Below are 25,288 nucleotides of genomic sequence, written 5' to 3'. Positions count from 1 at the left end.
ACCCGTGTTCGGTACCCGGGTTTTCGTTACCCGGTCAACCGAACCCACTGGCCACAACACCCCGGGACGCACCCGGCGAGTTTGCACAGGCACCGTCGAAAGATCACCACCAGTCTAACTGGGGGCCGGAGCAGAAACCACAGCGTTTACCGGTAATTGACCGGAAATGGGGGCTGTTAGCGCCACACCAACCACAGCACTATCGCTACACCGGCTTGCGTATATCGGGCGCAGCCTCCTGGTGTTCCATTGCCTTGGCCGACCGTGGTCTGAGCCTCGAAGCCGCCCATAAGGGTAAGCCAATAAAAAGATCGTACACGGCCTGGAAGGCCCGGTTCAGATACCACAACCAACCGGCCGCCAGCCGCAACACCCAGGCCAACAGCCGCAATGCCAGTGAAAGGGCAACCACCACGACAATGCGCAAACTGTGCATTAGCCGTTCAAACGGTACTGCAAAAAAAATCAGGATAAAGGGCAGGACAAACGCCAGCATCATGCGTGCGCCCAACACCAACCCCTGATCCAGCAGTGGCGCCTCGTAGACGATGACGGGGTATTGTATCAGCCGCTCGAGCTCGGTAGCCGGCAAGCCTGCTCGCTGATGCAAGTACACCAGCCCGGCCTGAGTCATGGCTAGCACAACCAGCAAACCCGTCAATGCCCAGACCAGACGACGCCTGATCAGGGCATCCAGCCCATAAAGACCGTCAAATACGCGGGTAATGCGCAGTAACTCCATCAGCACCCAGCCCAGCACAACACTTGCACCAATCAGCATCAAGCCGGCCCAGTTTGTCATTGACAGGCCGACCAGGGGTTCGCCGGGCGCCATCAGGGTTTGCAGCGGAGCATTCATCAGGTCAAAGCTGAGCCAGGCAACACCCGCCCACAACGCAATCAGCACTGCAGACAACAGCCCCTCAACCAACATGGAAACCTGCAGGCCCCGGTTGGCCTGGCCTCCGGCGGTCACCAGGCGCTGATATTGATCCATATGGCGGTCAATGTCGCGCGCCATGTCGAGCAAACCACGAATACCCGACCTCACCCGCTCGATAGCGTGACTGAGCTTGCGCCATTGCGGCATCATGCTATGCAACAGCCGATGCCGGTGACCCATGCTTTTACGATAATCATGCAGTGCCTGCTCATGCTGGCGGTTCAGGTTCGATTCGAGGTCCTTGAGCACACCGGAAAATGCCGGATTGCCGCTCTGTGTTTCTTTCAGGCGCACAACAGCGGCAATGGAATCCAGCCAATCCGGGGCTGGCGGCGGCGTCTCCGCCGTCTTGTGATAATCCTCTTCAAGCTGGCTGATGTGCTGACTGATCTGACGCTGCCAGTGTGGAAACTGAGCAAGATCACGGTCGATCAGGTGCCATACCTGATGGAACTGACGGTCCAGCCGTCGCTCCAGTCGCTGCTGGCCCATTTCGAGCAACACGACCCGGTTGCGGCGGTCTAACTGATCTGCCGCGGCAACCAGCGCTTTCGCCTGGGCACGCAATAGAAACCGCACAGAACCGGTCAGGGCGTTTAACAGGCGCATCACCGAGGCCCGCGCTACATAGCCCGCCACCATGGCAATCGCCACCCACACCATCGCTGACAGCAATGGCTGGTTCGGTATAATGATCCAACTCACATTGTTCTCACTGTTTTGATTGCGCACTCAAGTTTGTTCGCGCAGGGTGATGCCAGCATAGCCTTAACCCGATCATCCGCAAACTCAGACTCAAGCGACCCAGTTTAGCGAAAAAGCGGTTTCAGGTCAGCGACCCTCAAGTTCCAGGCGGAGCGTCCGATGTAATAACGACCACCTGGTGACTGCCTGATCCGGAGTTTTCTGTGCCCCAATACCTTACGCTGACCTTCACCGTCGCCCTGCTTTGTCTGGCGCTGTCCGCTTGCAGCCAGCCAGATAACGATGGCCAGGGCCGCTCAGGCAGCACCAACCAACTGTATCGGCTGACCGGAACCGTGGCGATTGGCCGGCCAGGCGCCTGGGCAGAGGTTTGTATTGAGACCGATTGCAGCCGGGCGAATCAGGAAGGCGTCTATCGATTGTTATCAGAGCGGCAGCGCTCGGCCCTGATGCAAGCAACCATTGAAAACGCCGACCAGTCAGTCACCGAACTGACGGGCCTGTACCGCCACGAACCGGATCAAACTGTCGCTCTGGTTAATATCAACCCGACGACCGACGTCCTGCTCGACAGCTGGAGCCAGTATCAATTGAGCCAGACGCTGGATGTTTGCACCACCAACGCCGGGTGCCGCAACGACCTGATCAGTAGTTTTACCCCGGACCGTCAGCAAGCCGCCCAGCAACAGCTGCAAACCTGGCTGGCGCCTGATTGGCAAACCGCTCGCAACCCTTTCTCCGACCCTTATATTGCCGACCCCGGCCTGGATTGGCTTGATGACCTCCACGACCATGTGCAACTGGAAGCAACGCCCACCGGCCTGAACGCCCTGGACAACGAAGATGACATTCTCGACACGCTCAGCTATGCGACGCTGTTTGATGAAAACGCTGCGCTCATTGCCATAGGGGGTGATGCACTTACTGCCGCTTTCGAGATCCCGCCAGCGGTACCGGCAAGCGACAACCCGATCACCATCGATTACCAGGCCATTCCCTCGTCGCCCTTTACCGCACCGGTTGACTGGCAAGTCGATGTCAGCGGTACTCGTTCCAACTTCCAGGGTGCGTTGTCGTTTCAGCACACCCTGGTGGGACCTACCGGACGCGTCACCATCGGCAGCGGGGCGCTGTTTGCCGCATCGCTGACAGACCCCGGCCCTTATACCTGGGTGGTCGTGGCGACCGATACCGAAGGCAACCAGGCAACCGATGGCCTGGCCCTGCAAGCCAGTGCCAGTGATGTGATTGGCCAGCCCAGCTTTGGCGCCGAAGGCAGTTGCAGCACCTCACCGTTAACCGCCAATGCCAGCAATATCTGCATCAGCACCGTTGACGGCGGTTCTCTGGGTGCCTGTGAGGCCAGTGACAGCGGCAGCACCCAAACGCAGTACAGCCCGGCGCCCTGCTCTCCGGTGTCGCAACAGGGCGGTGTGTTTCTGGGCACCTGCACCTCGGTACTGAACCAGATACGGATTTACCACTACGATAATTCACTACGCAACACCGGAGAGACGCTCACGGAACAGCGCACAAGGCTGCGCAATCAGTGCGTTAGTGAGGGGCGGACGTGGTCGGCCGAGCTGCCTGAATAAGAGGTAACAGGTCGCTCGCCAGCACAATGCGCTGTTGGCTCGCCAGCGACTGCGCCAGGGCAGCGTGCCACCAGGTGGCCGATTGGGCCGCTTGCAGGGGAGAAAAGCCCTGAGCCATCAGCCCGGCGATCCATCCGGCCAGGGTATCGCCCATGCCCGGGGTTGCCATGGCCACGGTGCCCGGGTGACTGAACCAGAGCTGCCCCGCCTCTGCTATTAGGCTTCCGGCCCCTTTCAGCACAACCACCGCCTGATAGCGCTTGCTCAGCGCCAGCGCTGCTGCACAGCGGTCCGCCTGCACCTCAGCGGCAGAGAGACCCAATAGCGCACCGGCTTCGCCCGGGTGAGGTGTCAGCACCCAGCCTGGCAAGGACTTGGGGTGTGCCGCAAGCCAGGCCAGACCATCGGCGTCCAGCACTCCAGATTGGCTACGCCGGGTCAGGGCGCTGCACCGAGCCTGAGCTTGCGAACCACGTCCCAGACCCGGCCCCAGCACGAGGATGGCTGAGTCGTGCACAGCGCTGGCTTCCGGCGCTGCCGTCATCAGTTCAGGCTGCGCTACCAACGCCGCCTGCGCATGCTCCGGCGTGGTATGCCAGACCACCTTACCGGCCCCGGCCGCCAACGCTGCCCGGGCCGACAGCAGCCCAGCACCGCCCATACCTTGCGAACCGGCGACAACGCTGACCTGCCCAAAACGCCCCTTGTGGTAATTGGCGAGACGCGCTGGCCAGGCTGGCTCGGTTTCCAGGCGCCAATGCAATGCCAGACCCATCGACGTTGCCCGGAGGGCTGCATCGATGCCGAGCGTCTCCAACCTCAGATCCCCCACACAACCAGGGCCATCGCCGGTCAATAAACCGGGCTTGAACGCAATGAAACTCAGCGTTTGACCCGCCTGAAAGACGGTGCCCTCAGCAACGCCAGTATCAGCGTTCAAGCCAGTAGGCACGTCAACGGCCAGGCGATAGGCGTCCAACTGATTAACTGCAGCCACCATTCCGGCAAGAGGCTCTTCAAGTGACCCTCGCTGACCGGAACCCAGCAGTGCATCGACAACCACAACGGGGGCAGTCTCTGGCAAAGCTTCCTGTTCGCTACCAACACTGAGCCACCGCTGCCGGGCTCGCTCGGCATCCGAACCCGGTCGCGAGGGACCCAGAGGAGCAATGACACAGACATCAAACCCAATCTGGTGAAGGTGCCAGGCGGCCACATAGCCGTCTCCGCCGTTATTACCCTTGCCTGCCAGCACCCAGACAACACCTTGGGATACCAGCGCTTCCACTTCACGCGCAATGGCTTTGCCAGCAGCCTCCATTAACGGCCAGGTACCCCGGTCACCGCCCTGATCCGATGCCCAGGCTTTTTCAACGGTCGCCACATCAGCTGCGGCTAAAACAGGATTCATTGTCGGCTCTCTCGATCCATTGGCCTGCTGCACAGACTAACCCAGTCAGGCTAAAACAAAAAAGCCTCCGCAAGGGAGGCTTTCAAAGATCTCTTAGTTTCAGACACTGGCTAAGTCAGATTAGAAGCTCAGCGCGGCACCGGCAAAGAAACCGGAATAGTTCACGTCAGAGGCAAAATCTGAAGTATCGGCGCCCAGTGTTGATTCACCGATGGTCAGGCCGTAGTTACGGTAGCCTGCTTCAACGCCCAGTTTGACCAGCATGTTGGTCGGCAACGGCGCAAACCAGGTACCCTTCAATTCCAGATCAGTGATGTTGGTATCACCGATCGGCAGCGTTTTCAGCTCACCACCCAGACGAACATCAGCGACGGGGATATCAAAGTGACCACCCAGATACAGCATGGGTACAATGATCGGCGTGCCACCAACTTCAAAAGCGGTATCTATTGACTGATTGGTGCCGTCAACTTCTGCACTGAACCCACCGATTAAGGAACGGAAGTTGAGACCAAAATCTACTGAAGCTGAAGGCAGAGGGATGCCATAGGTCAATGACAGGTCAAAATAGCTCAGGTCAAATTCAGATTCCAGGTCACCAGTAAACGTTTGAGACTCGCCACCGTATTCAACGGTTTGTGCCACAGTGTTTGTACCAGTGCTGTACAGATTCTGATACTTCAAACCAACATCAGGAAAAATAGGCACTGATATTTTGGTCCAGGCATACAGACCATTCTCAGCATCTTGATTCAACCCGACAGGTTCGCTTGCACTGTTGGTACCTTGCAGATCAATCGAATCATTCGCCAGTGACCCTTCATTCAGGGAGTTAAAGCTATACCCCAACCCGCCATCGATATCGATCAATACCTTGGCAGATGCCAGGGGCGCAAACAAAACAGTAGCCGCAGCAGCGGTGGCCATCCAAATTTTCATAGTGATTCCTCATGTGCACGTTTCACAGACAGAGTCTGCACCAACAACTGACTATTCTTGAATTTTAAAATCTGACGCTTGCACCTGATAGAGTGCCAGGTGCCGGGTGTGCCTATCCGGGGGAGTCCGCAACAAGGATGTTGCGGTCTAGGCCCCATGGATGGGTTCATGCCGACCCCGGATTGGCACACCCGGTGCCTGGCACGGACTAAAGACACCGAATAAAACGGAGCCTGGGTTTAAGTCCCAGCGTAGCTCAAGACTGAAACTCGATGCCAATACGGCGACCGACTTCTTCATAGCTTTCGATAACATTACCCAAATTCTGGCGAAAACGGTCTTTATCCATCTTTTCGCCGGTACCGGCATCCCACAGGCGGCAGCCATCCGGTGAGAATTCGTCGCCGAGAACGATCTTGCCCTCGAAACGGCCGAATTCGAGCTTGTAGTCAACCAGCACCAGACCGCCATCGGCAAACAACTTCGTCAGTACCTCGTTGACCTGCAGCGTCAGCGCCTTCATGGCCTCAACTTCGGCTTCAGTCGCCCAGCCAAAGGTCGCAATGTGCGAATCGTTGATCATCGGGTCGTGCAGAGCGTCGTTCTTCAGGAAGAACTCGAACACGGCCGGTGTCAGTTCCTGACCCTCGGTCACACCCAGCCTACGCACCAGACTGCCTGCAGCACGGTTACGCACCACACACTCTACCGGAATCATGTCGAGGTTGCGTACCAGGCTTTCATTGATTGAGAGCTGGTCTACAAAATGGGTCGCAATGCCCGCCTGTTGCAGCGCTCCCATGATGAACGCATTGAACTGGTTGTTCACCTGGCCCTTGCGCTCCAGTTGCTCCATTTTTTCACCGTCGAACGCCGAGGTGTCGTTGCGAAACTCCAACACCAGCAGAGAGGGATCGTCGGTGGTATAAACGGTTTTTGCCTTGCCGGCGTAGAGCTCACCCGTTTTTTTCATTGCTTGGCCTCGTCAGTTAGGCGGGTTGTAATGGGATCCAGGGGCAGCCTTCATCCTGGGTCAGCGTATGGACTTGCAACGCTTTATTGTTCTGCAGCACGGGGGCCAGTGCGGCCATGGCCAGATCAGGGTGGTTATTGTGCTCGCTGATGTGCGAGATCATTAAATGCTGCAAGCCTCCCAGCTCGATGCTCGACAGCAACTGCGCCGCTTGCTGGTTGCTCAAATGCCCCCAATCACCCCCGACGCGACGCTTCAGACTGGCCGGATAAGGCCCGTTTGCCAGCATCTCCGGGTCATGGTTGCATTCTAGCAGCAATGCCTGGCAACGTTGATAGCTGCGTGTGACCAGGGGGGTAATGCTGCCGAGGTCTGTTAATACGCCCATGCAGTATTGCTGAAACGTGAAAACGAACTGAACGGGCTCGCGCGCATCGTGTGGCACCGTGACCGGCTCTATTTCAACGTCGCCAATACGAAACGGCCGGTGTACATTAATGGGTGTAAACAGGGGAACAGGTGTTTTGAAAGACCGGGCTGTACCTGGTGTCGTGTACACCGGAACACCGTGCTTGCGGCTGAGCATCGGCGCGCCACGCAGGTGATCGCCATGTTCGTGCGTCACCATGATCGCCGTCAGTTGCGCCGGGTCGATGCCCCGGGCCTGCAAACGCGATTCCGCTTCTTTCAGGCCAAAGCCGCAGTCTACCAGCAGTGTGGTCTCGCCTGCCTGGATCAGCGTGGCGTTGCCCTTGCTGCCGCTGCCCAGAGAGGTAAACCGCATCACCGTTACTCCTGAGCAGCGGATTGACCACTGGTTGACGCCCGGCCTTCGAGAAGAGCGTCGCGAAGCTCGTTCATAAGCTGACGGTTCTCCTCGGCACTCAAAACCAGATCATCCGGGTATTCGGCAGCGATGCCGGTACCACTGACTCTGGGTACCAGAATCAGATAGACCGTCTGGCGCTCACCACTGAAAAAGGCGCCTATGCGACCAAACAGATTGCGGCTGGCGACATCGGCATCTTCCAGCTCAAGGCGGTACTGACTGCGATTCCGGTCGGCCACCGGCCAGCCCAGCTGTGCCACTGCGCCTTCCAGCAACTCCCAGGTCAGGCTGGCGCTGCGATTCACTTGCAACGACACATTGCCAAAGCTGTCGGTGTTGTCAGTGATGATCAGATCGGAGGTGGCACTGCGTTCAAACAGGGAATCGTCGATCGTCACCGGCGGGCGGTCGACGGCCCGATCAGCGCTGGTAACGGTACGAGGCTCTTCAACCGGTATCGGGTACCAGTCAGAGGGGGCCTCCGCTTCGGGGTTATAGTCGACGTTGATCTCGCGTTGACCGCAAGCGGCCAGCACCAGCGTGGCACTCAGTAGAAACAGAGGAAGTCTCACGTCAGACAACACCCGATTCCATCAGCGCCTTGCGGACGATATCGTGCATGGGTTCAGACAGCGGCGTTAATGGCAACCGAATACCCGCCGGAATCAGGCCCATTAAATTCAGTGCCCATTTAACCGGAATTGGGTTCGCTTCAACGAACAGATTGGTGTGTAAGGGCATCAGCAGATCGTTCAGTCGAGTCGCCAGTTCCCGGTCGCCGGCCATCGCGGCAGCGCACAGGCTCGACATGGCCTTGGGAGAGACGTTGGCGGTTACTGATATATCGCCGTGGCCACCCATCAGCATCAGTTCCATGGCCGTGGCGTCATCACCACTGTAAATGGCAAAGCCCTCGGGGGCGTTGTCGATCAGGAAGCGGGCGCGTTCGAGATCACCCGTGGCTTCTTTAATACCGATAATATTGTCGACCTCGGCCAGACGCAACGCCGTTTCAGGCAACATGTCGCAGGCTGTTCGGCCAGGCACGTTGTATAGAATTTGCGGAATGTCGACGTTCTCAGCAATGTAGCAATAATGCTGATACAGGCCTTCCTGGGTGGGCTTATTGTAGTAGGGCGTTACCAGCAAGGCCGCATCGGCGCCTGCTGCTTTGGCGGCCCGCGTCAGGTGCATGGCTTCACGCGTTGAATTCCCGCCGGTACCGGCGACAACGGGTATACGACCGGCGCATTTATCCACAGTAAACCGGATCACTTCCTCGTGCTCTTTCATATCGAGCGTAGAAGCTTCACCCGTCGTGCCAACAGCGCCAATGGCGGCGGTGCCGTTGTCGATATGAAACTCGATGAGCTGCTCAAGGCTGGTCCAATCGACGGCACCGTCTGGGTGCATCGGTGTAACCATGGCGACAATACTGCCTGTGATCATGAAACTAACGTCTCCGGCTGTGCTCTTGATTAGATCGCCTCGGCTGACACGGGTCATTCCGGACGCTGGGACTGCTACCGTCTAAACCGGCAATGGTACTGGCGCGCCAGCACCGACACAAGCCCGGCCAGCGCCCTTTCAATCACCTGACCGGACGGTCAACTGGTATTGTTCAAAAAATGAGCCATACTTGATAAAGCTGCGTCTCGCCTGTACCTGCCCATGCAGGGCTGACGGCCAGGCTGAACACCCATGCGACATACGAAGGCTCGCTTTCGCATGAATAACCGTACAAGGAGTACCAACATGACCGTCGAACTAGGTCTGCCAGTCCCCGATTTTGTGGTGCCGGCGACCAGCCACAAAAACGTTCATCTGCGCGCCCTGCGCGGATATCGGATACTGCTGTACTTTTATCCGAAAAATAACACCCCTGCGTGCACCATTGAAACCCAGGACTTCGGTGCCAACTATCATCGCTTTCGCGAGCAGAACATCCTTCTGTTCGGGGTAAGCCGGGACAGTCTGGACAGCCATGAAGCGTTCAAGCGGGCCCAAAGCCTGCCGTTCGAACTGATTTCAGATTCCAACGAAGCGCTGTGCAACCTCTTTGGTGTGCTCCGGGAAAAAGAGCTACTGGGGCGCACCATTACCGGCCTGGTGCGCAGCACCTTTCTGATCGACGAGCACGGCATACTGGCGCGCGCCTGGATCGATGTTGATGCGCGCAATCATGTTCACCGCATACTCGATGAACTGGATGCAAGGCCCCGGCGAACTGGCTAACCCCCTCATTGCTCAGGCCCCTGCTGCGGCGACTCCTGATGCTCAACCCCACCTTCGACGCTGGCCTCCTCGGCGGCCTTGGCTTCCTGGTGCTTGGGCCAGGCGTTGAAGATGGCTTTTACCAGTGTCGCCAGCGGAATCGCAAAAAAGACCCCCCAAAAGCCCCAGATGCCTCCGAACAGCAAGACGGCAACAATGATCGAAACCGGGTTCAGGTTAACCGCTTCCGAGAACAACAACGGCACCAGAACATTACCATCCAAAATCTGAATGATCAGATAGGCGATCATGATGTAATACAGCTCATTGGTGAATCCGAACTGAAAGGCACCGATGGCAAAGACCGGTATGGTCACGATGGTCGCCCCGATATAGGGAATCAGCACCGACACGCCTACCAGCACGGCAAGCAGGGCTGAATAGTTCAGGCCAAACATTTCGAAAGTGACAAATGAAATGCTGCCGATGATCAGAATTTCGATAACCTTGCCGCGAATGTAATTGGCAATCTGCTGGTTCATTTCCAGAGCAATCTGATTCATCAGGCTGCGCCGGGCAGGCAAGGTGGCCTTGAAACTGTCCCAGAGTACCACCCTGTCTTTCAGCATGAAAAACACCATTAATGGCACGACGATCAGGTATATCAGAACGCCAACGGCACTGGGCAGGGTGTTTAATGAAAAGGTGAGCACTCTGGGTAGAAAACCGGTCAGTTGCTGGCTGATGCCGCGCAAGTCGATGCCCAGCAGCCATTGCTGGGCCAGCTCATTGGAAATAAGTTCCGGGTAGCGCTCCGGCAACGCCTGAATCTGCTCCTGCATCAGCCGGATCATGACCGGCATTTCGCTGACCAGGCTGGTGATCTGCCGCAACAGCGCCGGCACAATGATCAGCATGGCGACCACCAGCAACCCGAAGAAAGCCAGACAGACCGCAGTAACCGACAATAGGTGGGGAATCCTGAGGTTGTTTAGCCTATCGACAAAGGGCGACAGCAAATAAGCCAGAATAACCGCGGTGAATACCGGTGCAAGTACCTGCCCGAGGCCATAGACCAGCAAGATCGACAGCATCAGCAAGATAAAGAAAATAACCGCTTCTTCATCTGAAAAATAACGTGAAAAGAATCCCTGTACGACGCGATACAGTTTCAAATCAATCTTCTCCTCGCTGAATCAGGAACCGAAACAAGCTTGCTTCGGAATCGTCCTGCTCCAGTAACTGGTGGGGGGCTCGGCTCAGATAGGCGGGAATATCCCGCCAGGAACCGGCATCAGTCGCCAATACTTCCAGAATCTCTCCCGACTTCATAGCTGCAAGTGCCTGTTTGGTGCGCAGCAATGGTAACGGGCATCGCAAACCGCAGGCATCCAGTTGCCGTGACGGGGTACTTTTACAAGTCAATTACAACGCCTCACTGTCGGGACTCCAAAGAGCTCGTATTATAGGGCAACACATCTTCGTTGTATGGAACTCACGTGCATTCCAGGCAAGACCGGCACCATCGTTACTCAACCTTTTCAGAGCAATGCCCCATGCTTGACGGGCTCACCCGATTCAGACAACTCATTGCCTGGATGTGCCTGTGCCTGTCCATTGGGCTGCCCGCTCACGCCGAGTTTGGCGACTCCTCGCTGGGTTGGACCCAGGAACAGGAACGTGCCGTGGCCGGTTATCTGCAGCGCAGATTACAGCGACAGGGCAATGTCATCAATGATGTATGGCTTGAATACTGGCTGGCTGAACGCGCCGAGCGATTAAGGCAAACCTCGACCTCGAGTTTGGGACCGGTCAGCGTGGTCCTGCTGCGGCAAAAAGCTTTCAACGCCTTCGCCTTGCCAGGCAATGTCATGGGGTTCAATCTCGGGCTCTGGGAAAATGCCCGAACCGAAGACGAATTCACCTCGGTAGTCGCGCACGAAATTGCTCACCTGAGTCTGCGTCACTTTAACCGGCTTTCCGACAACAACCGTCAGCAAGCCTGGCTGGCAATCAGCGGCGCCCTGCTCGGTGTCGCTCTGGCCAGCATGGACACCGAGATAGGCGGTGCGACGCTGATTGGCTCACAAATGGGCGCCGCACAACAAAGCCTGTCATTCAGCCGATCCATGGAAAGCGAAGCAGACCGCTACGCGACCGATATGCTGCGCGAGGCCGGCTACAACCCGTCGGCAGGCGCTGCGGTGTTCGCCCGGCTACAGCAATCACTGGGCGGGCGCTCAGGGTCCGATTACTGGCAAACGCACCCGCGGGCTATCACCCGCGCTGCCCAACTGGAGGCACTGCAAGGCAGCGCTACCGGAGCCACTGGCCAGACCAGCAATCAATACGACACCCTGCGCTGGTACATTAACGCACGCTATGCCGCCGATGACGACTTTGCACCCGACCCTGCCTGGCAAAGCCTGACGGCAACGTCAGACCCACTGCTACCACAGCAACTGCTGGAAGATCCGGACCCGAATAGCCTGCTGGGCTGGATCAGATTTCAAACGAATGCTGATGACAGCCTGACTCTGGAGCGATTGTCACTGCTGCTGACACTCTTTCCGGATTTTGACCCGGCCTGGCATCTCAGCGCCGAAGTGACGGCGCGTTCGGACAACGCCAACGCCTGCCGCGATGCACTCGGTGCACTCGACCGGATCAACGGAGAGTATCTGGATGTCTTTGAACTGCGCCACCGACTCAGTAGCGAATGCCTGCAAAGCCGGGAGGCAGAGGCGACAGCCGCCTTGTACTGGCATCGCGGTGAAGAGTCCCGCGCCCTGACCCTGTTAAGGCGCGCCATCGAACAGCCCGGAGATGCGAGTCAGCTGGCACGCTTGCGCGCAAAAGTGTCTGATTACGAACGCCAGCTGGCATTGTTGCCCAGCTAACATTCAGGAGGGGGCTCGATCAACCCTGTTTGAAGGCCAGCATACGGTCGAGCGGGATTCGTGCCTGACGAATCAGTTCGGGGGAGACGTGGATTTCCTCTCCGCCCTTAACCAACACCTGCCGCAGCCGCTGCAAATCGTTCATCGCCATCCACGGGCAATGGGCGCAACTGCGGCAGCTGGCGCCCTGACCAGCCGTAGGAGCTTCAATAAAGGTTTTGCCTGGGGAGCGTTGCTGCATCTTGTAAAAAATACCGCGATCGGTCGCCACAATGAACTGCTGATTGGGCAAACGCTCGGAAGCGGCTATGAGCTGCGTTGTGGACCCCACCACATCCGCCAGCGCCACAACCGACTCGGGCGATTCCGGGTGTACCAGCACAGCCGCATCAGGGTACATGGCTTTCATATCCTGAAGCCCCTTGGACCTGAATTCTTCATGAACAATACAGGAGCCATTCCAGAGCAACATATCCGCACCGGTTTCCCGTTGAATATAGCGCCCCAGATGCTGGTCCGGTGCCCAGAGAATCTTCTCGCCGGCCCGGTCGAGATGGTCAATCACGTCCAGCGCAATGCTGGACGTGACCACCCAGTCCGCGCGGGCTTTGACGGCTGCTGACGTATTGGCGTAGACAACGACGGTCCGGTCCGGGTGCTGGTCACAAAACGCGGCGAACTCATCGGCCGGGCAACCCAGGTCGAGCGAACAGGTCGCTTCCAGTGTCGGCATCAGCACACGTTTGTCGGGACTCAGGATTTTAGCGGTTTCGCCCATAAAACGAACCCCGGCGACGACCACAGTCTCGGCATCCACATCGCGCCCGTAGCGCGCCATTTCCAGTGAGTCACCAATAAACCCCCCGCTCGACTCAGCCAGTGCCTGAATCAACGGGTCGGTGTAATAGTGTGCAACCAAAACGGCATTCTGCTCGCGCAGCAGCGCTTCGATCTCAGCGCTCAGTGTCTTCACCTGATCCGGCGTCAGACTACTGGCCTGTTCGGTCACTGGTATTTCGAAATTGATTGTCAGTTCAGACAATTCAACAGCATCAGTCATGGCTACCCGGTCACTCAGTCATAGTGGATACAGTGTAACGACAAACTGCACCATCGCGAAGGACGATACTTGCCTGCCCGGGGCAATGTGGGGGTGACAGGCTCAAACAACAATGCCTCGCCTGCCCCAACCTGCCCCTCACCGGCTTGCACCCGGCTTCAGCGGCCGGGCGGGAGAACATTCAGGTATAAAAAAAGGAGAGCCTGGGCTCTCCTTTTTCGGTATTTGGTGGGTCGTGCAGGATTCGAACCTGCGACCAATTGGTTAAAAGCCAACTGCTCTACCAACTGAGCTAACGACCCTCAACTGGTTGGACTATTTTACCTATGACCTACAAAAAAACAAATTAAAACAACAACTTAGCTTTAACTTGCTGATTTGTCTGCCTTACTCCCCCGAACGAACCGGTCCAATGAGGAAGTGGTGGGTCGTGCAGGATTCGAACCTGCGACCAATTGGTTAAAAGCCAACTGCTCTACCAACTGAGCTAACGACCCTAAGGAGGCGCATATAATATGTATTTTTCGGGTCGGCGCAACCCCGGCGACCGACTTTTTTTCTCCAAGCCTTTGATCTACAAAGACTTTGAATTCACTGGGACGCCACGTAACGGGTCGGATCGGCCACGCCAGCCTGCTCGAAACCGATTTTCCGCAACCGGCAACTGTCGCACAGACCACAGGCCTCACCAGCAACATTCGCCTGATAACAGCTGATCGTCATGCTGTAGTCGACCCCGAGCGAGAGCCCCAGGTTAACCGTCGCGGCCTTGGTAAGGTTCAGCAAGGGTGCCTGCACCGTAATCACCTGCCCCTCCACCCCCATTCGGGTGGCCAGATTGGCCAGGCGCTCAAAGGCGGAAATGAATTCCGGGCGGCAATCCGGGTAGCCTGAATAATCAACCGCACTGACGCCGATAAAAAGCGTCTGCGCCTCGAGCACTTCAGCCCAGCCCAGCGCGATGGACAAAAACACCGTGTTTCTGGCGGGGACATAGGTCGCGGGAATGCCGTCGGTCTCAGTCGTGGGTACGTCGATGTTGTCGTCCGTTAATGCCGAACCACCCAGTGAACGAAGATCCATGGGGATGACCTTGTGCGCTTTCACGCCCATGGCGGTCGCAATACGACGGGCCGCTTCCAGCTCCACATCATGACGCTGGCCATAATCAAAACTCAGCGCATAGACCTCGTAGCCATCTGCAATGGCCTTTGCCAGAACAGTGGTCGAGTCAAGCCCGCCTGACAGCAGTACAACGGCCTTCTTGTTCAATGTTCATGCATCCTGTTCATCACTGCCCTGGCTAGGGCATTCGGGGCCTCATCACCTGCCGGCCGACAAGCGTCGACCCGTGGTGATTGGGTAAGGGGTAATAAAATAGCCTGACAATCCGTCCGGGCTCGCTTAAGACCTTAAGAGCCCTCAGTTACTGTCAAGCCTGGCCTGTGCCAGCTTGGCACTCTGGCTGCCCGGATAATCACTGATCACCCGATTGAATAACTGGGTCGCCTGTGACCCCCGCTCTTGTTGCTGCGCAATAACACCCAGCTTGTAGAGGGAATCCGGCACCTTGGCGTGCCCTCCGAAGTCATCGACAACGGTTTCAAATGCTGCCTGAGCCTGCGTAATTTCGCGGCTGACCAGATGCACCTCGCCGAGCCAATACCAGGCATTGGGCGTCAGTTCGTGGTTCGGGTGTGCCTGGGCAAAGTCAGCCAGCGCTGTAATGGCGCCCGGGAAATCCCGGTTACGAATGAGGTCCCTCGCGGCGTTGTATTCCGCCAGGATATCTTCATCGCTAACGGCACTTTCACTGAGGGAGGTTGACACTTCACGCTCGGCAGGGGCTACGGATTGCATGTCCAACTGCTGCTGCATAGTCAACAGCCGCTGATCGAGGTCGACATAGCGCTCTTTCTGCTCTTGCTGAAGTATCTGAATCTGGTAGTTCAACTCTTCGACCAAGCCACGCTGTTCAGCCACCTGTTGTTCAAGGTCACGCACCTGAAACATCAGGTTTTCAACAAAGGCAGGATCGGGGCCGGGTGACGAGGACGGACCTCGTGAGGAGGAGTTGGACACATGGTCGGGTTGAGACTGTACAACAACGGGCTCAGCCATGACCGGTACAACAAAACCAAAAGTGCTGCCGATCACGGCAGCACTTGTAATTACCATTTTTTTAAACATGGTGTCTCGATTACGGATAGACAATCTCTACACGACGGTTTTCTGCGTAGTCGCTTTCGGTGCTACCCAGTGCCAGCGGCATTTCTTCACCGTAGCTCACGGTATCGATCTGGCTGGAAGCCACACCGCGCAGCATCAGGTAATCAGCAACGGCTTTCGCACGACGCTCACCCAGTGCCAGGTTGTACTCGCGAGTACCGCGCTCATCAGCGTGACCTTCCAGTACAACGCTCATGTTCGGGTTTGCAGCCAGGTTCATCGCATGGGCGTTCAGCACAGTGCGGAACTCTGAACGGATGGCAGACTCGTCAAAATCAAAGTAGATCAGGGTCTGGTCCAGCAGGTCCATGAATTCACTGGTCACTGCATCTGCCATTTCGTCATCGGCAGAGGTGTCCATTTCAACAGGCTCTTGCTGTTCAACTTCGAGGGTCAGGTCGCCCAGACCTTCATCTTCCATTTCTGTGCCAGTTTCAGTTGTTTCAGCACCACTGGTTTCTTCTACGTCGTTGGACGCACAACCCGCCAGGAATACCGCAAACGTGATAGCAGCAACATGAATCAGTTTGGTTTTAGCCATTTTCCTTTTCCCATCTGTTGTCGATCATTATTATCAGGTGCTCAGCTCAGCGCGAGGCCTTATTTGCATCTTGCCTTGCTTGATCACCTAGTTCAAGTACACCGTTAATAGTGTCACTAGTTCAGGTAAGGAGACCATGATGGTTCAATCACATCTCCATGAATCGAGGGCATTTCACTGGTGACCTGGCCATCCAGTGATACCCAAGCCAAAACCCCCCGACCCCTGGACTTAGTAGCATAGACCAGCATTGTGCCGTTTGGAGCAATGCTGGGCGATTCGTCCAGATTCGTCTCCGTCAGTATTCGAATTTCCCGGCCTGCCAGGTCCATCGCAGCGACGTGGAAACGCCCGTTAATCTGGTGCACAAACACCAGATACTCCCCGTCACTGCTGTACTGAGCCTTCAGGTTCTGGCTTCCTTCAAAGGTTAAGCGCTGCGCACGCTTACTGGCAAGGTCCATTTGATAAATTTGTGGACTCCCGCCCCTTTCTGAGGTGTATACGAGTGATTTTGAGTCCGGAGAGAAGCTCGGCTCCGTATCAATGTAGTTGTTCTGCGTCAGTCGGGTGCTGTCTCCACTGGAAAAGTCGTAGAGATAGAGCTCCGGATTGCCCGCCGTACTGGACACATATGCCAGGTAACGCCCGTCGGGAGAGAATGATGGTGCCGATGTATAACCACGCGGGCCATTGATCGAGTTTGACCGCCCGGTCGACAATTCCTGAACAAAGACTTTCCAGCGATCACCCACTTTATTGGCGAAGGCAATTCGGCGGCCGCTGTGCGACCAGGTCGGGGAGATTATCGGCTCGTTGGAGCGATAGACAGTACGCGCGCGCTGACCATCGGCATCGGCGACCTGCAGCCGGTACTCGAAATTGTTGTTGGTCGTCGGCCGACGCGTTACAAAGGCGATCTTGGTCGAGAAAATACCCTTCACACCCGTAATACGCTCGTGAATCAGATCGGAGATGGAGTGAGCCAGATCTCGCAGCTGAAACACCCCTACTGTCTGGTTGCCAGCAACGACGCGCTGGCCTTCTACAACGTCATACAGCGCGAAATTGACCTTAACCCGCTCATTGCCTGCAGGCTCAATCGAACCGATCACCAGGTACTCCTGGTTCAGCAGCCGCCAGTCACGATAGAAAACCGCCTCTTCAGACGTCGGCTGTGTCAGCATGTTGCGTGGTGGCAGCGCTTCAAACCGACCGGTCCGGGTCAGGTTCTGGTCAATAATGCTGTGCACGTCTTCAGGCAGCGCAGAGCCCCCTTCCCAGTAGAAAGGCACAATGGCGATCTTGGTTTTGGTGTCGTAACCCCGGGTTACAACAATATCGAGGTCTTCTGCCTGAACCAGGCCCGAGCAAAACACGGATACCAGGGCGACCAGGCTGACAATCACTGAATCTTTTATTCTCACTACATCAGATCCTCTGGTTTGAACGTAATGGTAAAACTGCGAAAGTTCTGGTTAAACGCCTGCATGTCATCGGGTACTTCAAAACGCCGTATTCTCTGTAGAGCTCTGAGAGCCGACTGATCCAGACTGGGTATGCCACTGCCGGACACGATAACAGGTTCACCCTGCATTTCCCCGGTTGGCAACAGATTAATGCGCACAACGGTTTCCCTGTCACGCAGATCCATCACCCTTATCTCCATAGGCCGTGACCAGGCTCTTTGAATTTGCTGGCCAATACGACCTTTATAATCTTCAGTCACCGACGCTACCCGCGCCTCTGTAGCCCGGCGTTGCTCAGCCTGCTCCTGCTGCCGTTCGATAACGGCATCTTCTTCATCCAGCCCGGCCAGTAAGTTGCTGAACGCATCCTCGCGCGTAGCCGGTTCTGGCTGCGGCGCTGGTTGCGGCTCGGGCTTGGGCGCCGGTTCAGGTTGAGGCTCTGGTTCGGGAGCTGGTTCCGGCTCAGGTTCCGGTGCTGGTTGTGGCTCGGGAGCGGGCTCCGGTTCCGGCTTGGGTTGAGGCTCCGGTTCGGGAGCTGGTTCCGGCTCAGGTTCCGGTGCTGGCTCTGGTTGTGGCTCGGGAGCGGGCTCCGGTTCCGGCTGAGGCTCTGGCCGAGGCGCTGGTTCAGGATCGGGCTGAGGTGCCGCTTGCTGGCGCGGCTCAATCCGCAGACTCGCCTGCATGGCAGGAGGCAATTCAAAGCTGTCGGGCGTTGGTGTGGTAAAACTAAAACCCACCAACAACACGAAACCAATCACCGCGTGCAACACCAGAGCCGAACTGACAGGCCCTGCCAGGGATTTCCACTGATCGAACTCAGCTTTCATCCGGTGCCTCGGTGATCAGCCCGACCGAGCTGATGCCCGCTTGCTGCAAGGCCGCCATCACTTGCATGACAGAACCGTACGAAACGCGATTATCGCCCCGGATATAAACCTCCAGGCTGGGCTGTTGCTGCAATACCCTCAAGGTGTACTCGCCTACCGCACCCACCTGCACCAGTTCGGGGGGTTCTTCGCCGCGCTCAATGAAGATCTGCCCTTGCTCATCCACGGCGACAATCAGGTATTCCTGTTCATCATCACGATCGAGCGGACCGGACACCACCTGAGGAACATCAACCTCAACACCCTGCATCATCATCGGTGCAGTTACCATGAAGATGATCAGCAACACCAACATAACGTCGATGTAGGGCACGACGTTAATGTCTGACATCGGCTTGCGGCCACGGCGAACGGAAATCATGCCGGCACTTCTCGTTGCCGGGCTGGCTGGTTACCCAGCAAATGCGCCTGGCGGTGCAGAATGGCCGAGAATTCCTCAGCGAATGTCTCGTAGTTGCCTACCAGTTTGTCTGCCTGGGCCGAGAAGCGGTTGTAGGCGATAACGGCGGGAATAGCCGCAAACAGGCCCATGGCCGTCGCAATCAGCGCTTCGGAAATGCCAGGTGCGACCGTGGCCAGCGTAACCTGAGGTACAGAGGCCAGCCCTCGGAAGGAGTTCATGATGCCCCAGACAGTGCCGAAGAGGCCGATATAAGGGCTGGTCGAACCGACCGTTGCCAGAAATGGCAAATGATGGTCCAGCTTTTCCATTTCCTTGCTGCAGGCTACGCGCATGGCGCGCTGACATCCGGCCATAATGGCGTCGGCATCGGTCATGTTTTGCTGGCGCAGCCGGTTAAACTCTTTAAAACCGACTCGAAAGATATGTTCGCCGCCATTCTGCGGATCCGGATTGGCATTCACCTGGCGATACAATTGAGCCAGATCCATGCCGGACCAGAACCGCTCTTCAAATCCGGCGAAGCGGCGATAGGCGGCGCGCAGAACCTTGCGCCGCTCGAAAATAAAGATCCAGGTCGCGACGGACGCTGCCAGCAATGTCAACATGACCAACTGCACTAACAGCGAGGCTTCGCTGACCAATTCCCAGATTGACAATTGACTGCCCACACCCAATTCCTCTTGAAAACGATGAGCGCTAGGCTAAAGAGTTTTCAGATCAAATACTAGCAGTGTCCGAAACGGCCTTTGGGCTTTTCGATCCCTTTGCACAGCCCCGGGAACGGGTTTGCAAGGCCGTCAACCGGAGCGTTCCAGGTCAAAATGCAGGTAGGCCAAATCGGTCACCATCCGCCCTCTGGGAGTGCGAATCAGATACCCCTGCTGGATCAGATAAGGCTCGACGACGTCTTCGATGGTATCGCGTTCTTCGCTGAGCGCAGCAGCGAGGCTCTCCACTCCCACCGGCCCGCCGGCGAACTTCTCGATCAGCATGAGCAGCAGTCGCCGGTCCAGATGATCGAAGCCGGCTTTGTCGACATTGAGCATGTCCAACGCCAGGTCAGCAATCTCATGATCGACCGAGCCGCTGTGCTTGACCTCGGCGTAATCACGAACCCGGCGCAACAAGCGGTTGGCGATTCGGGGCGTACCCCGTGAACGGCGTGCAATCTCGGTGGCACCCTCGGGGTTGATGGTGACGCCCAGCTTGCCAGCTGAACGCTCGATAATCTGGGTCAGTTCAGAAACACTGTAAAATTCCAGCCGTTCGACAATCCCAAAGCGATCGCGTAACGGCGAGGTCAGCAGCCCCGCCCGGGTGGTGGCGCCAACCAGGGTAAAGGGCGGCAGATCGAGTTTGATGCTGCGTGCCGCTGGGCCCTCACCGATCATGATGTCGAGCTGGTAGTCCTCCATGGCCGGATACAGAACTTCTTCGATGTGCGGTGCCAGGCGATGAATTTCATCGATGAACAGTATGTCGCCGGATTCCAGGTTGGTCAGCATCGCCGCCAGATCACCCGCTTTTTCCAGCACGGGGCCTGAGGTCGTTTTGATGCTAACCCCCATTTCATGGGCGATGATATTGGCCAGCGTGGTTTTACCCAGACCCGGCGGGCCAAACACCAGGGTGTGATCCAGCGGTTCCTGGCGCATGCGCGCGGCGCTGATGAAGATGTCCATCTTCTCTCGCACCACGGCCTGCCCAATGTATTCCGCCAGACTGGTAGGGCGAATGGCGCGGTCATACTGCTCTTCGCGCGGGCTCTGGGGTTCTGGCGCTATAAATCGATCGGTTTCAATCATGGTCGGGTGTCCGGTTCGGGGGTGAGACCCGTTACATCATGTGTTTCAGAGCGGCGCGAATCAGGCTTTGCGAGTCCATTCCGGGTTCGGTCACCCTGGCAATGGCTTTGGCGGCCTGCACTGGCTTGTAGCCCAGGGCGACCAGGGCGCTTTCGGCATCTTCCTCGGGTCGTGGCTCACCGGATTCAGGCTCACCCACAACCGGCATGGCTAACAAACGTTCGGCCCCACCCAGGTCGTTGATGCGATCGCGCATTTCGACAATCAGTCGCTCTGCGGTTTTCTTGCCAACCCCCGGAATCTTCACCAGGGTGCTCGGGTCATCATCATGAATGCACTGCACGAAGCGGTCCGGCTCCATACCGCTCAGAATGGCAAGCGCCAGCTTGGGGCCGACACCGCTGGTTTTGATCAGCGCACGAAACAGACTGCGCTCTTTCTGGCTACCAAACCCGAACAACAGATGCGCGTCTTCCCGCACCGCCAGGTGAGTATGCAACACCACGGTCTGCCCAACTGGCGGGAGTTTGAACGCGGTCGACAGCGGCGCCTGAACGTCATAGCCGACGCCGTGCACGTCGATCAGCAAATCCGGCGCGCGGTTTTCGAGCAATACACCTTGCAGTCGCCCTATCATAAATCCCTCGGGTGGTTGTCTTTTCGATACGCTACGGTACTGAGAAAGCCGGGTAACGACAATCGCCAGTGAATGGCGGCAGCCCGCACGGCCAGCACCAGGGCAAATCCGGCCACCCATACCCAGGGCGAACCGGGCCAGACCTGGTGGCCCAGCCAGACCAGAACGGCCCCGCAAAAACTGGCTGTGGCGTAGATGTCGCGCCGGAAAATCAGCGGCACTTCATTGGCCATGATATCGCGCAGAATGCCCCCGAATATGCCAGAGGCCATGCCCATCATCACCACGATAAGCCCGGGCAGTTCGAGCGCCAGTGCCGCCTGGGTGCCGGAGACCGTGAACGCCGCCAGGCCGATGGCATCGGCATAGAGCAACACCTTGAACGGAACGGCAAAATAGCGTGCCAGAAAAAACATCAGCAGCCCGCCACCGAAAGCGGTATAGGCCAGATTGACATCACCGATCCAGGCCAGCGGAGAGACATTCAACAGCAGGTCCCTGAGGGTTCCTCCGCCGAGCGCCGATACAAAAGCCAGCACCAAAACACCAAACAGGTCGAGCCGGTTGCGTGCGGCTTCCAGGGCTCCGGCCATGGCGAAAACAGCGACGCCAAACAATTCGATGGCGTAGAGCACGGTCATTCGAGCCAGCGCCCCCGGCGCGAATGACGACTGCCAGCCACACGAATCAACCCGGCCTGAGTGTTGGCGTGACACAGAGCCACAGCCAGGGCATCGGCAGCATCTTCCTGCGGCAGCCCCGGCAACTTGAGCAGAAACTGAACCATATGCTGCACCTGCACCTTGTCGGCACCGCCCTTACCCACCACCGCTTGCTTGATTTTGCGTGCCGCATATTCACTGACCGGAAGCTTCGACTGTGTGGCCGCGAGCATGGCAACACCCCGGGCCTGCCCCAGTTTCAGGGCCGAACTGGCACTGCGCCCCATAAAAACCTGTTCTATGGCGGCCTCCTGTGGCGACCATTGCCCGATGACTTCCATCAGAAAGGTATAAAGGTTATCGAGCCGTTCAGGAAAGGTTGGGAAGGACTCCAGGCGAATCACCCCGGAGGTTACGTATTCTTGCCGCGAACCAACCTGGCTGATGATGCCAAAGCCGGTTTTGCGCGACCCCGGGTCAATGCCGATGATCAGACTCACAGACCGGCTCCCGGACTCATCCGCAAGAGGCTCAAGCTTCCGCTGCTTCCGGGAAAGCCGCGTTGGAATAAACAGCCTGAACATCATCCAGATCTTCCAGCATATCGATCAGGCGCTGCACTTTCTCGGCGGTATCAGGGTCGAGCTCGGTTTCAGTGCTGGGAATCATGGTGACTTCCCCTTCCACGTCATAACCAGCTTCAATGAGCGCTTCTTTGACGGTCAGAAATTCTTCGGCGCTGGTACGCACCTCGAAACTGCCGTCTTCGTGATTGATGACGTCCTCGGCGCCGGCCTCCAGCGCCGCTTCAAGCACGGCTTCTTCACTGCCCTTCTCGATAAACAGCTGACCGGCGTTGCTAAACAAATAAGCTACTGAGCCATCGGTACCGAGATTGCCACCGCACTTGGTAAAGGCGTGACGGACCTCAGAAACCGTGCGGTTACGGTTGTCGGACAGGCATTTAACATAGATCGCCACACCACCGGCGCCGTACCCTTCATAGGTCATGGGCTCGTAGTCGTCGCCCTCGCCGGCTCCCACACCGCGGGCGATGGCCTTGTCGATGGTGTCGCGCTTCATGTTGGCGGTCAGCGCTTTATCCATCACGCTGCGCAGCGCAGGGTTATCCTCCGGCGCCGGACCGCCGTTGCGAGCCGCAACGACGAGTTCACGAATCAACTTGGTGAAAATTTTGCCACGCTTGGCATCCTGGGCCGCTTTGCGGTGCTTAATGTTGGCCCACTTACTATGACCTGCCATAAGTTACCTCGTAATTTCAGCCACCGGTGCCTAGCCCCTCAGGACTCGGCAACCGGCTTGCGCACACGAATGTTCAGTTCTTTAAGCTGCTCGTTGCTCACTTCGCCCGGGGCCCGGGTCAGCAAGCAGGCGGCTGTCTGGGTCTTCGGGAAAGCGATGACTTCACGAATCGATTCAGCACCGGTCATCAGCATTACCAGCCGGTCCAGACCAAAGGCCAGACCACCGTGCGGCGGCGCACCAAAGCGCAGGGCTGACAACAGGAAGCCGAACTTCTCTTCCTGCTCTTCCGGGCTGATGCCGAGTACATCGAACACTACGTGCTGCATGGCTTCGTCGTGAATACGAATCGAACCGCCACCGAGCTCAGTACCGTTAAGCACCATATCGTAAGCACGAGACAGGGCCTCTGCCGGGTTGGCCTTCAGTTCTTCTGCCGAACAGGACGGTGATGTAAACGGATGGTGCAATGCCGCCAAACGGCCTTCACCGGTCACTTCGAACATCGGGAAGTCAACGACCCACAGTGGAGCCCAGTCCGCCGTGAACAGGTTCAGGTCTTCACCCAGCTTGCAACGCAGCGCGCCCAGCGCATCGTTCACCACACCGGCTTTGTCGGCGCCGAAGAAAATGATGTCGCCGTTTTGCGCGTCGAGGCGACTCATCAGTTCTTTCAGAATTGACTCGGGAATGAACTTGACGATGGGCGACTGAAGGCCGTCTGGTAACTGAGTCACGTCGTTGACCTTGATCCAGGCCAGGCCACGAGCACCGTAAATACTGACAAACTTGGTGTAATCGTCGATTTGCTTTCGGGTCAGCTCAGCGCCCCCGGTCACCTTCAAGGCAGCAACGCGCCCTTTGGGGTCATTGGCAGGGCCGGAGAATACCTTGAAATCAACCTCGCTCATCAGATCGCTGACGGTTACCAGTTCCAGCGGGATTCGCAGGTCAGGCTTGTCGCTGCCATACCGCTCCATGGCTTCGGCGTAAGGCATGCGCGGAAAATCGCCAAGATCGACCTTCAGCACATCGCTGAACAAGCCGCGAATCATGTTCTCGGTGATGCCCATGATGGTTTGCTCATCGGCAAACGCCAGCTCCATATCGATCTGGGTAAATTCGGGCTGTCGATCGGCCCGCAGGTCTTCGTCACGAAAGCACTTGGCGATCTGATAATAGCGATCAAAGCCTGAAATCATCAGCAGTTGCTTGAACAGCTGCGGAGATTGCGGCAACGCAAAGAATTCACCCGGGTGTGTGCGGCTTGGCACCAGGTAGTCGCGCGCGCCTTCGGGCGTCGCCCGCGTCAGAATCGGCGTTTCAATGTCCAGAAAGCCCTGGTCTTCCAGGTGCCGGCGGATGCTGGAGGTGATTTTGCTGCGCAGAATCAGCTTCTGCTGCATCTCTGGTCGGCGCAAATCCATAAAGCGGTAGCGCAGACGAACGTCTTCGCCCACATCCGAATATTCGTCGAGCGGGAACGGCGGCGTCTTGGCGACATTCAAAACGGTAATCTCACGGCCTAGCAACTCGATTTCGCCGGTGGCCATGTTCTTGTTGATGGTGCCTTCAGGGCGTGCCCGTACCAGACCGGTCACTTCAATGACGTATTCACTGCGCACCCGGTCGGCGGTGTTGAAGCTGGCTTCGAGGTCAGGATCGAATACGACCTGCAGAATGCCCGCGCGATCACGCACATCCAGAAAAATAACGCCGCCGTGATCGCGACGACGGTGCACCCAGCCGCTGATGGTAACGGTTTGGTCGATTGAGGCGCTGTCCAGCTCCCCACAGTATTGGCTTCGCATAAGATATCCTGA

Annotated in this window: 26 protein-coding genes and 2 tRNA genes; 3 read left to right on the top strand and 25 right to left on the bottom strand. The window is 57.2% G+C overall.

The window, feature by feature from the left end; all coding sequences use genetic code 11:
• Positions 1-205 precede the first annotated feature (205 nt).
• Positions 206-1,648: a hypothetical protein gene (locus tag ABJT94_RS08500; RefSeq protein ID WP_348475742.1), complete on the bottom strand. Its 1,443-nt coding sequence runs from the start codon at positions 1,646-1,648 to the stop codon at positions 206-208.
• 203 nt (positions 1,649-1,851) lie between these two features.
• On the opposite strand from ABJT94_RS08500, the gene ABJT94_RS08495 reads away from it, so the two are divergent.
• Positions 1,852-3,243 carry a hypothetical protein gene (locus tag ABJT94_RS08495; RefSeq protein ID WP_348475743.1) on the top strand — a complete coding sequence of 464 codons (1,392 nt, stop codon included), beginning with the start codon at positions 1,852-1,854 and terminating at the stop codon, positions 3,241-3,243.
• On the opposite strand, the gene ABJT94_RS08490 is transcribed toward ABJT94_RS08495, so the two are convergent.
• The 6 genes from ABJT94_RS08490 to dapA all read right to left on the bottom strand — a co-directional run bounded on the left by ABJT94_RS08490 (position 3,203) and on the right by dapA (position 8,844).
• The gene (locus ABJT94_RS08490) at positions 3,203-4,654 is read right to left on the bottom strand and encodes an NAD(P)H-hydrate dehydratase (RefSeq protein ID WP_348475744.1); all 1,452 of its coding nucleotides are present in this window, start codon (positions 4,652-4,654) and stop codon (positions 3,203-3,205) included. The two genes, ABJT94_RS08495 and ABJT94_RS08490, sit on opposite strands and share 41 nt — an antisense overlap.
• A 120-nt stretch (positions 4,655-4,774) precedes the next feature.
• Entirely contained in the window at positions 4,775-5,593 is an 819-nt protein-coding gene (locus tag ABJT94_RS08485; protein ID WP_348475745.1) for a hypothetical protein, read from the bottom strand.
• 256 nt (positions 5,594-5,849) lie between these two features.
• On the bottom strand, positions 5,850-6,566 hold the full coding sequence (gene purC, locus ABJT94_RS08480) for a phosphoribosylaminoimidazolesuccinocarboxamide synthase (protein ID WP_348475746.1): 717 nt from the start codon (positions 6,564-6,566) through the stop codon (positions 5,850-5,852).
• 16 nt (positions 6,567-6,582) lie between these two features.
• Positions 6,583-7,350 (bottom strand): MBL fold metallo-hydrolase, encoded by a 768-nt coding sequence (locus ABJT94_RS08475; RefSeq protein ID WP_348475747.1) that lies wholly within the window; start codon positions 7,348-7,350, stop codon positions 6,583-6,585.
• Positions 7,351-7,355: 5 nt separating this feature from the next.
• Positions 7,356-7,967: a hypothetical protein gene (locus ABJT94_RS08470; RefSeq protein WP_348475748.1), complete on the bottom strand. Its 612-nt coding sequence runs from the start codon at positions 7,965-7,967 to the stop codon at positions 7,356-7,358.
• A gap of 1 nt (position 7,968) precedes the next feature.
• Positions 7,969-8,844, bottom strand: coding sequence for a 4-hydroxy-tetrahydrodipicolinate synthase (gene dapA, locus ABJT94_RS08465; protein WP_348475749.1), 876 nt, complete (start codon positions 8,842-8,844; stop codon positions 7,969-7,971).
• A 306-nt stretch (positions 8,845-9,150) separates the two neighbouring features.
• On the opposite strand from dapA, the gene ABJT94_RS08460 reads away from it, so the two are divergent.
• Positions 9,151-9,630, top strand: a complete 480-nt coding sequence (locus ABJT94_RS08460) for a peroxiredoxin (protein WP_348475750.1) — start codon at positions 9,151-9,153, stop codon at positions 9,628-9,630.
• Positions 9,631-9,635: 5 nt separating this feature from the next.
• Here the strand turns inward: ABJT94_RS08460 and ABJT94_RS08455 are convergent, their stop codons facing one another.
• Together ABJT94_RS08455 and ABJT94_RS08450 are read right to left on the bottom strand one after the other, a co-directional pair.
• Positions 9,636-10,784: an AI-2E family transporter gene (locus ABJT94_RS08455; protein WP_348475751.1), complete on the bottom strand. Its 1,149-nt coding sequence runs from the start codon at positions 10,782-10,784 to the stop codon at positions 9,636-9,638.
• A gap of 1 nt (position 10,785) precedes the next feature.
• Positions 10,786-11,034 (bottom strand): sulfurtransferase TusA family protein, encoded by a 249-nt coding sequence (locus ABJT94_RS08450; protein ID WP_348475752.1) that lies wholly within the window; start codon positions 11,032-11,034, stop codon positions 10,786-10,788.
• 131 nt (positions 11,035-11,165) lie between these two features.
• Between ABJT94_RS08450 and ABJT94_RS08445 the strand changes: the two genes are divergently transcribed.
• Positions 11,166-12,509, top strand: coding sequence for a M48 family metalloprotease (locus ABJT94_RS08445; RefSeq protein WP_348475753.1), 1,344 nt, complete (start codon positions 11,166-11,168; stop codon positions 12,507-12,509).
• 19 nt (positions 12,510-12,528) lie between these two features.
• Here the strand turns inward: ABJT94_RS08445 and nadA are convergent, their stop codons facing one another.
• From nadA to aspS, 16 genes are all read right to left on the bottom strand, one after another.
• A complete protein-coding gene (gene nadA, locus ABJT94_RS08440) occupies positions 12,529-13,569 on the bottom strand; it encodes a quinolinate synthase NadA (protein ID WP_348475754.1) in 1,041 nt (346 codons plus the stop codon).
• A gap of 226 nt (positions 13,570-13,795) precedes the next feature.
• Positions 13,796-13,871: transfer RNA gene (locus ABJT94_RS08435), tRNA-Lys, on the bottom strand.
• Positions 13,872-13,990: 119 nt separating this feature from the next.
• Positions 13,991-14,066, bottom strand: a tRNA-Lys gene (locus ABJT94_RS08430).
• A gap of 94 nt (positions 14,067-14,160) precedes the next feature.
• On the bottom strand, positions 14,161-14,841 hold the full coding sequence (gene queC / locus ABJT94_RS08425) for a 7-cyano-7-deazaguanine synthase QueC (protein ID WP_348475755.1): 681 nt from the start codon (positions 14,839-14,841) through the stop codon (positions 14,161-14,163).
• 150 nt (positions 14,842-14,991) lie between these two features.
• Positions 14,992-15,747: a tol-pal system protein YbgF gene (ybgF, locus tag ABJT94_RS08420; RefSeq protein ID WP_348475756.1), complete on the bottom strand. Its 756-nt coding sequence runs from the start codon at positions 15,745-15,747 to the stop codon at positions 14,992-14,994.
• Between the two features lie 22 nt (positions 15,748-15,769).
• A complete protein-coding gene (pal, locus tag ABJT94_RS08415; protein WP_348475757.1) occupies positions 15,770-16,339 on the bottom strand; it encodes a peptidoglycan-associated lipoprotein Pal in 570 nt (189 codons plus the stop codon).
• Between the two features lie 116 nt (positions 16,340-16,455).
• The gene (gene tolB / locus ABJT94_RS08410) at positions 16,456-17,766 is read right to left on the bottom strand and encodes a Tol-Pal system beta propeller repeat protein TolB (RefSeq protein ID WP_348475758.1); all 1,311 of its coding nucleotides are present in this window, start codon (positions 17,764-17,766) and stop codon (positions 16,456-16,458) included.
• Complete coding sequence (locus ABJT94_RS08405; protein ID WP_348475759.1) at positions 17,766-18,635, bottom strand: TonB C-terminal domain-containing protein; 870 nt, start codon at positions 18,633-18,635, stop codon at positions 17,766-17,768. The genes tolB and ABJT94_RS08405 overlap by 1 nt, the downstream gene beginning before the upstream one ends.
• Positions 18,625-19,056 carry a protein TolR gene (gene tolR, locus ABJT94_RS08400; RefSeq protein ID WP_348475760.1) on the bottom strand — a complete coding sequence of 144 codons (432 nt, stop codon included), beginning with the start codon at positions 19,054-19,056 and terminating at the stop codon, positions 18,625-18,627. The genes ABJT94_RS08405 and tolR overlap by 11 nt, the downstream gene beginning before the upstream one ends.
• Positions 19,053-19,766: a protein TolQ gene (gene tolQ, locus ABJT94_RS08395; RefSeq protein ID WP_220432464.1), complete on the bottom strand. Its 714-nt coding sequence runs from the start codon at positions 19,764-19,766 to the stop codon at positions 19,053-19,055. Before tolQ ends, tolR begins: the two co-directional genes overlap by 4 nt.
• Positions 19,767-19,895: 129 nt before the next feature.
• The gene (gene ruvB / locus ABJT94_RS08390) at positions 19,896-20,903 is read right to left on the bottom strand and encodes a Holliday junction branch migration DNA helicase RuvB (RefSeq protein WP_127554888.1); all 1,008 of its coding nucleotides are present in this window, start codon (positions 20,901-20,903) and stop codon (positions 19,896-19,898) included.
• Between the two features lie 31 nt (positions 20,904-20,934).
• Positions 20,935-21,540 (bottom strand): Holliday junction branch migration protein RuvA, encoded by a 606-nt coding sequence (ruvA, locus tag ABJT94_RS08385; protein ID WP_213678361.1) that lies wholly within the window; start codon positions 21,538-21,540, stop codon positions 20,935-20,937.
• Positions 21,537-22,181 (bottom strand): trimeric intracellular cation channel family protein, encoded by a 645-nt coding sequence (locus ABJT94_RS08380; protein WP_348475761.1) that lies wholly within the window; start codon positions 22,179-22,181, stop codon positions 21,537-21,539. Before ABJT94_RS08380 ends, ruvA begins: the two co-directional genes overlap by 4 nt.
• The gene (ruvC, locus tag ABJT94_RS08375) at positions 22,178-22,702 is read right to left on the bottom strand and encodes a crossover junction endodeoxyribonuclease RuvC (RefSeq protein WP_348475762.1); all 525 of its coding nucleotides are present in this window, start codon (positions 22,700-22,702) and stop codon (positions 22,178-22,180) included. The genes ABJT94_RS08380 and ruvC overlap by 4 nt, the downstream gene beginning before the upstream one ends.
• Before the next feature lie 31 nt (positions 22,703-22,733).
• Entirely contained in the window at positions 22,734-23,465 is a 732-nt protein-coding gene (locus tag ABJT94_RS08370) for a YebC/PmpR family DNA-binding transcriptional regulator (protein ID WP_348475763.1), read from the bottom strand.
• A gap of 38 nt (positions 23,466-23,503) precedes the next feature.
• Complete coding sequence (aspS, locus tag ABJT94_RS08365; RefSeq protein WP_348475764.1) at positions 23,504-25,276, bottom strand: aspartate--tRNA ligase; 1,773 nt, start codon at positions 25,274-25,276, stop codon at positions 23,504-23,506.
• Between the last annotated feature and the right edge of the window lie 12 nt (positions 25,277-25,288).

Origin of the sequence: Saccharospirillum sp. (genome assembly GCF_039982735.1) — a bacterium.
Lineage (GTDB): Bacteria > Pseudomonadota > Gammaproteobacteria > Pseudomonadales > Natronospirillaceae > Saccharospirillum.
This window is presented reverse-complemented; position numbering and strand designations above follow the sequence as displayed.

Bases quoted from the DNA above. Each gene is read 5' to 3' on its own strand.
- ybgF (WP_348475756.1), bottom strand. From the start codon at position 15,747: ATGGTAATTACAAGTGCTGCCGTGATCGGCAGCACTTTTGGTTTTGTT.
- tolR (WP_348475760.1), bottom strand. From the start codon at position 19,056: ATGATTTCCGTTCGCCGTGGCCGCAAGCCGATGTCAGACATTAACGTC.
- aspS (WP_348475764.1), bottom strand. From the start codon at position 25,276: ATGCGAAGCCAATACTGTGGGGAGCTGGACAGCGCCTCAATCGACCAA.
- ruvA (WP_213678361.1), bottom strand. From the start codon at position 21,540: ATGATAGGGCGACTGCAAGGTGTATTGCTCGAAAACCGCGCGCCGGAT.
- ABJT94_RS08460 (WP_348475750.1), top strand. From the start codon at position 9,151: ATGACCGTCGAACTAGGTCTGCCAGTCCCCGATTTTGTGGTGCCGGCG.
- purC (WP_348475746.1), bottom strand. From the start codon at position 6,566: ATGAAAAAAACGGGTGAGCTCTACGCCGGCAAGGCAAAAACCGTTTAT.
- ABJT94_RS08445 (WP_348475753.1), top strand. From the start codon at position 11,166: ATGCTTGACGGGCTCACCCGATTCAGACAACTCATTGCCTGGATGTGC.
- ruvB (WP_127554888.1), bottom strand. From the start codon at position 20,903: ATGATTGAAACCGATCGATTTATAGCGCCAGAACCCCAGAGCCCGCGC.
- nadA (WP_348475754.1), bottom strand. From the start codon at position 13,569: ATGACTGATGCTGTTGAATTGTCTGAACTGACAATCAATTTCGAAATA.
- ABJT94_RS08485 (WP_348475745.1), bottom strand. From the start codon at position 5,593: ATGAAAATTTGGATGGCCACCGCTGCTGCGGCTACTGTTTTGTTTGCG.
- dapA (WP_348475749.1), bottom strand. From the start codon at position 8,844: ATGATCACAGGCAGTATTGTCGCCATGGTTACACCGATGCACCCAGAC.
- pal (WP_348475757.1), bottom strand. From the start codon at position 16,339: ATGGCTAAAACCAAACTGATTCATGTTGCTGCTATCACGTTTGCGGTA.
- ABJT94_RS08490 (WP_348475744.1), bottom strand. From the start codon at position 4,654: ATGAATCCTGTTTTAGCCGCAGCTGATGTGGCGACCGTTGAAAAAGCC.
- ABJT94_RS08380 (WP_348475761.1), bottom strand. From the start codon at position 22,181: ATGACCGTGCTCTACGCCATCGAATTGTTTGGCGTCGCTGTTTTCGCC.
- ABJT94_RS08370 (WP_348475763.1), bottom strand. From the start codon at position 23,465: ATGGCAGGTCATAGTAAGTGGGCCAACATTAAGCACCGCAAAGCGGCC.
- ABJT94_RS08475 (WP_348475747.1), bottom strand. From the start codon at position 7,350: ATGCGGTTTACCTCTCTGGGCAGCGGCAGCAAGGGCAACGCCACGCTG.
- ABJT94_RS08405 (WP_348475759.1), bottom strand. From the start codon at position 18,635: ATGAAAGCTGAGTTCGATCAGTGGAAATCCCTGGCAGGGCCTGTCAGT.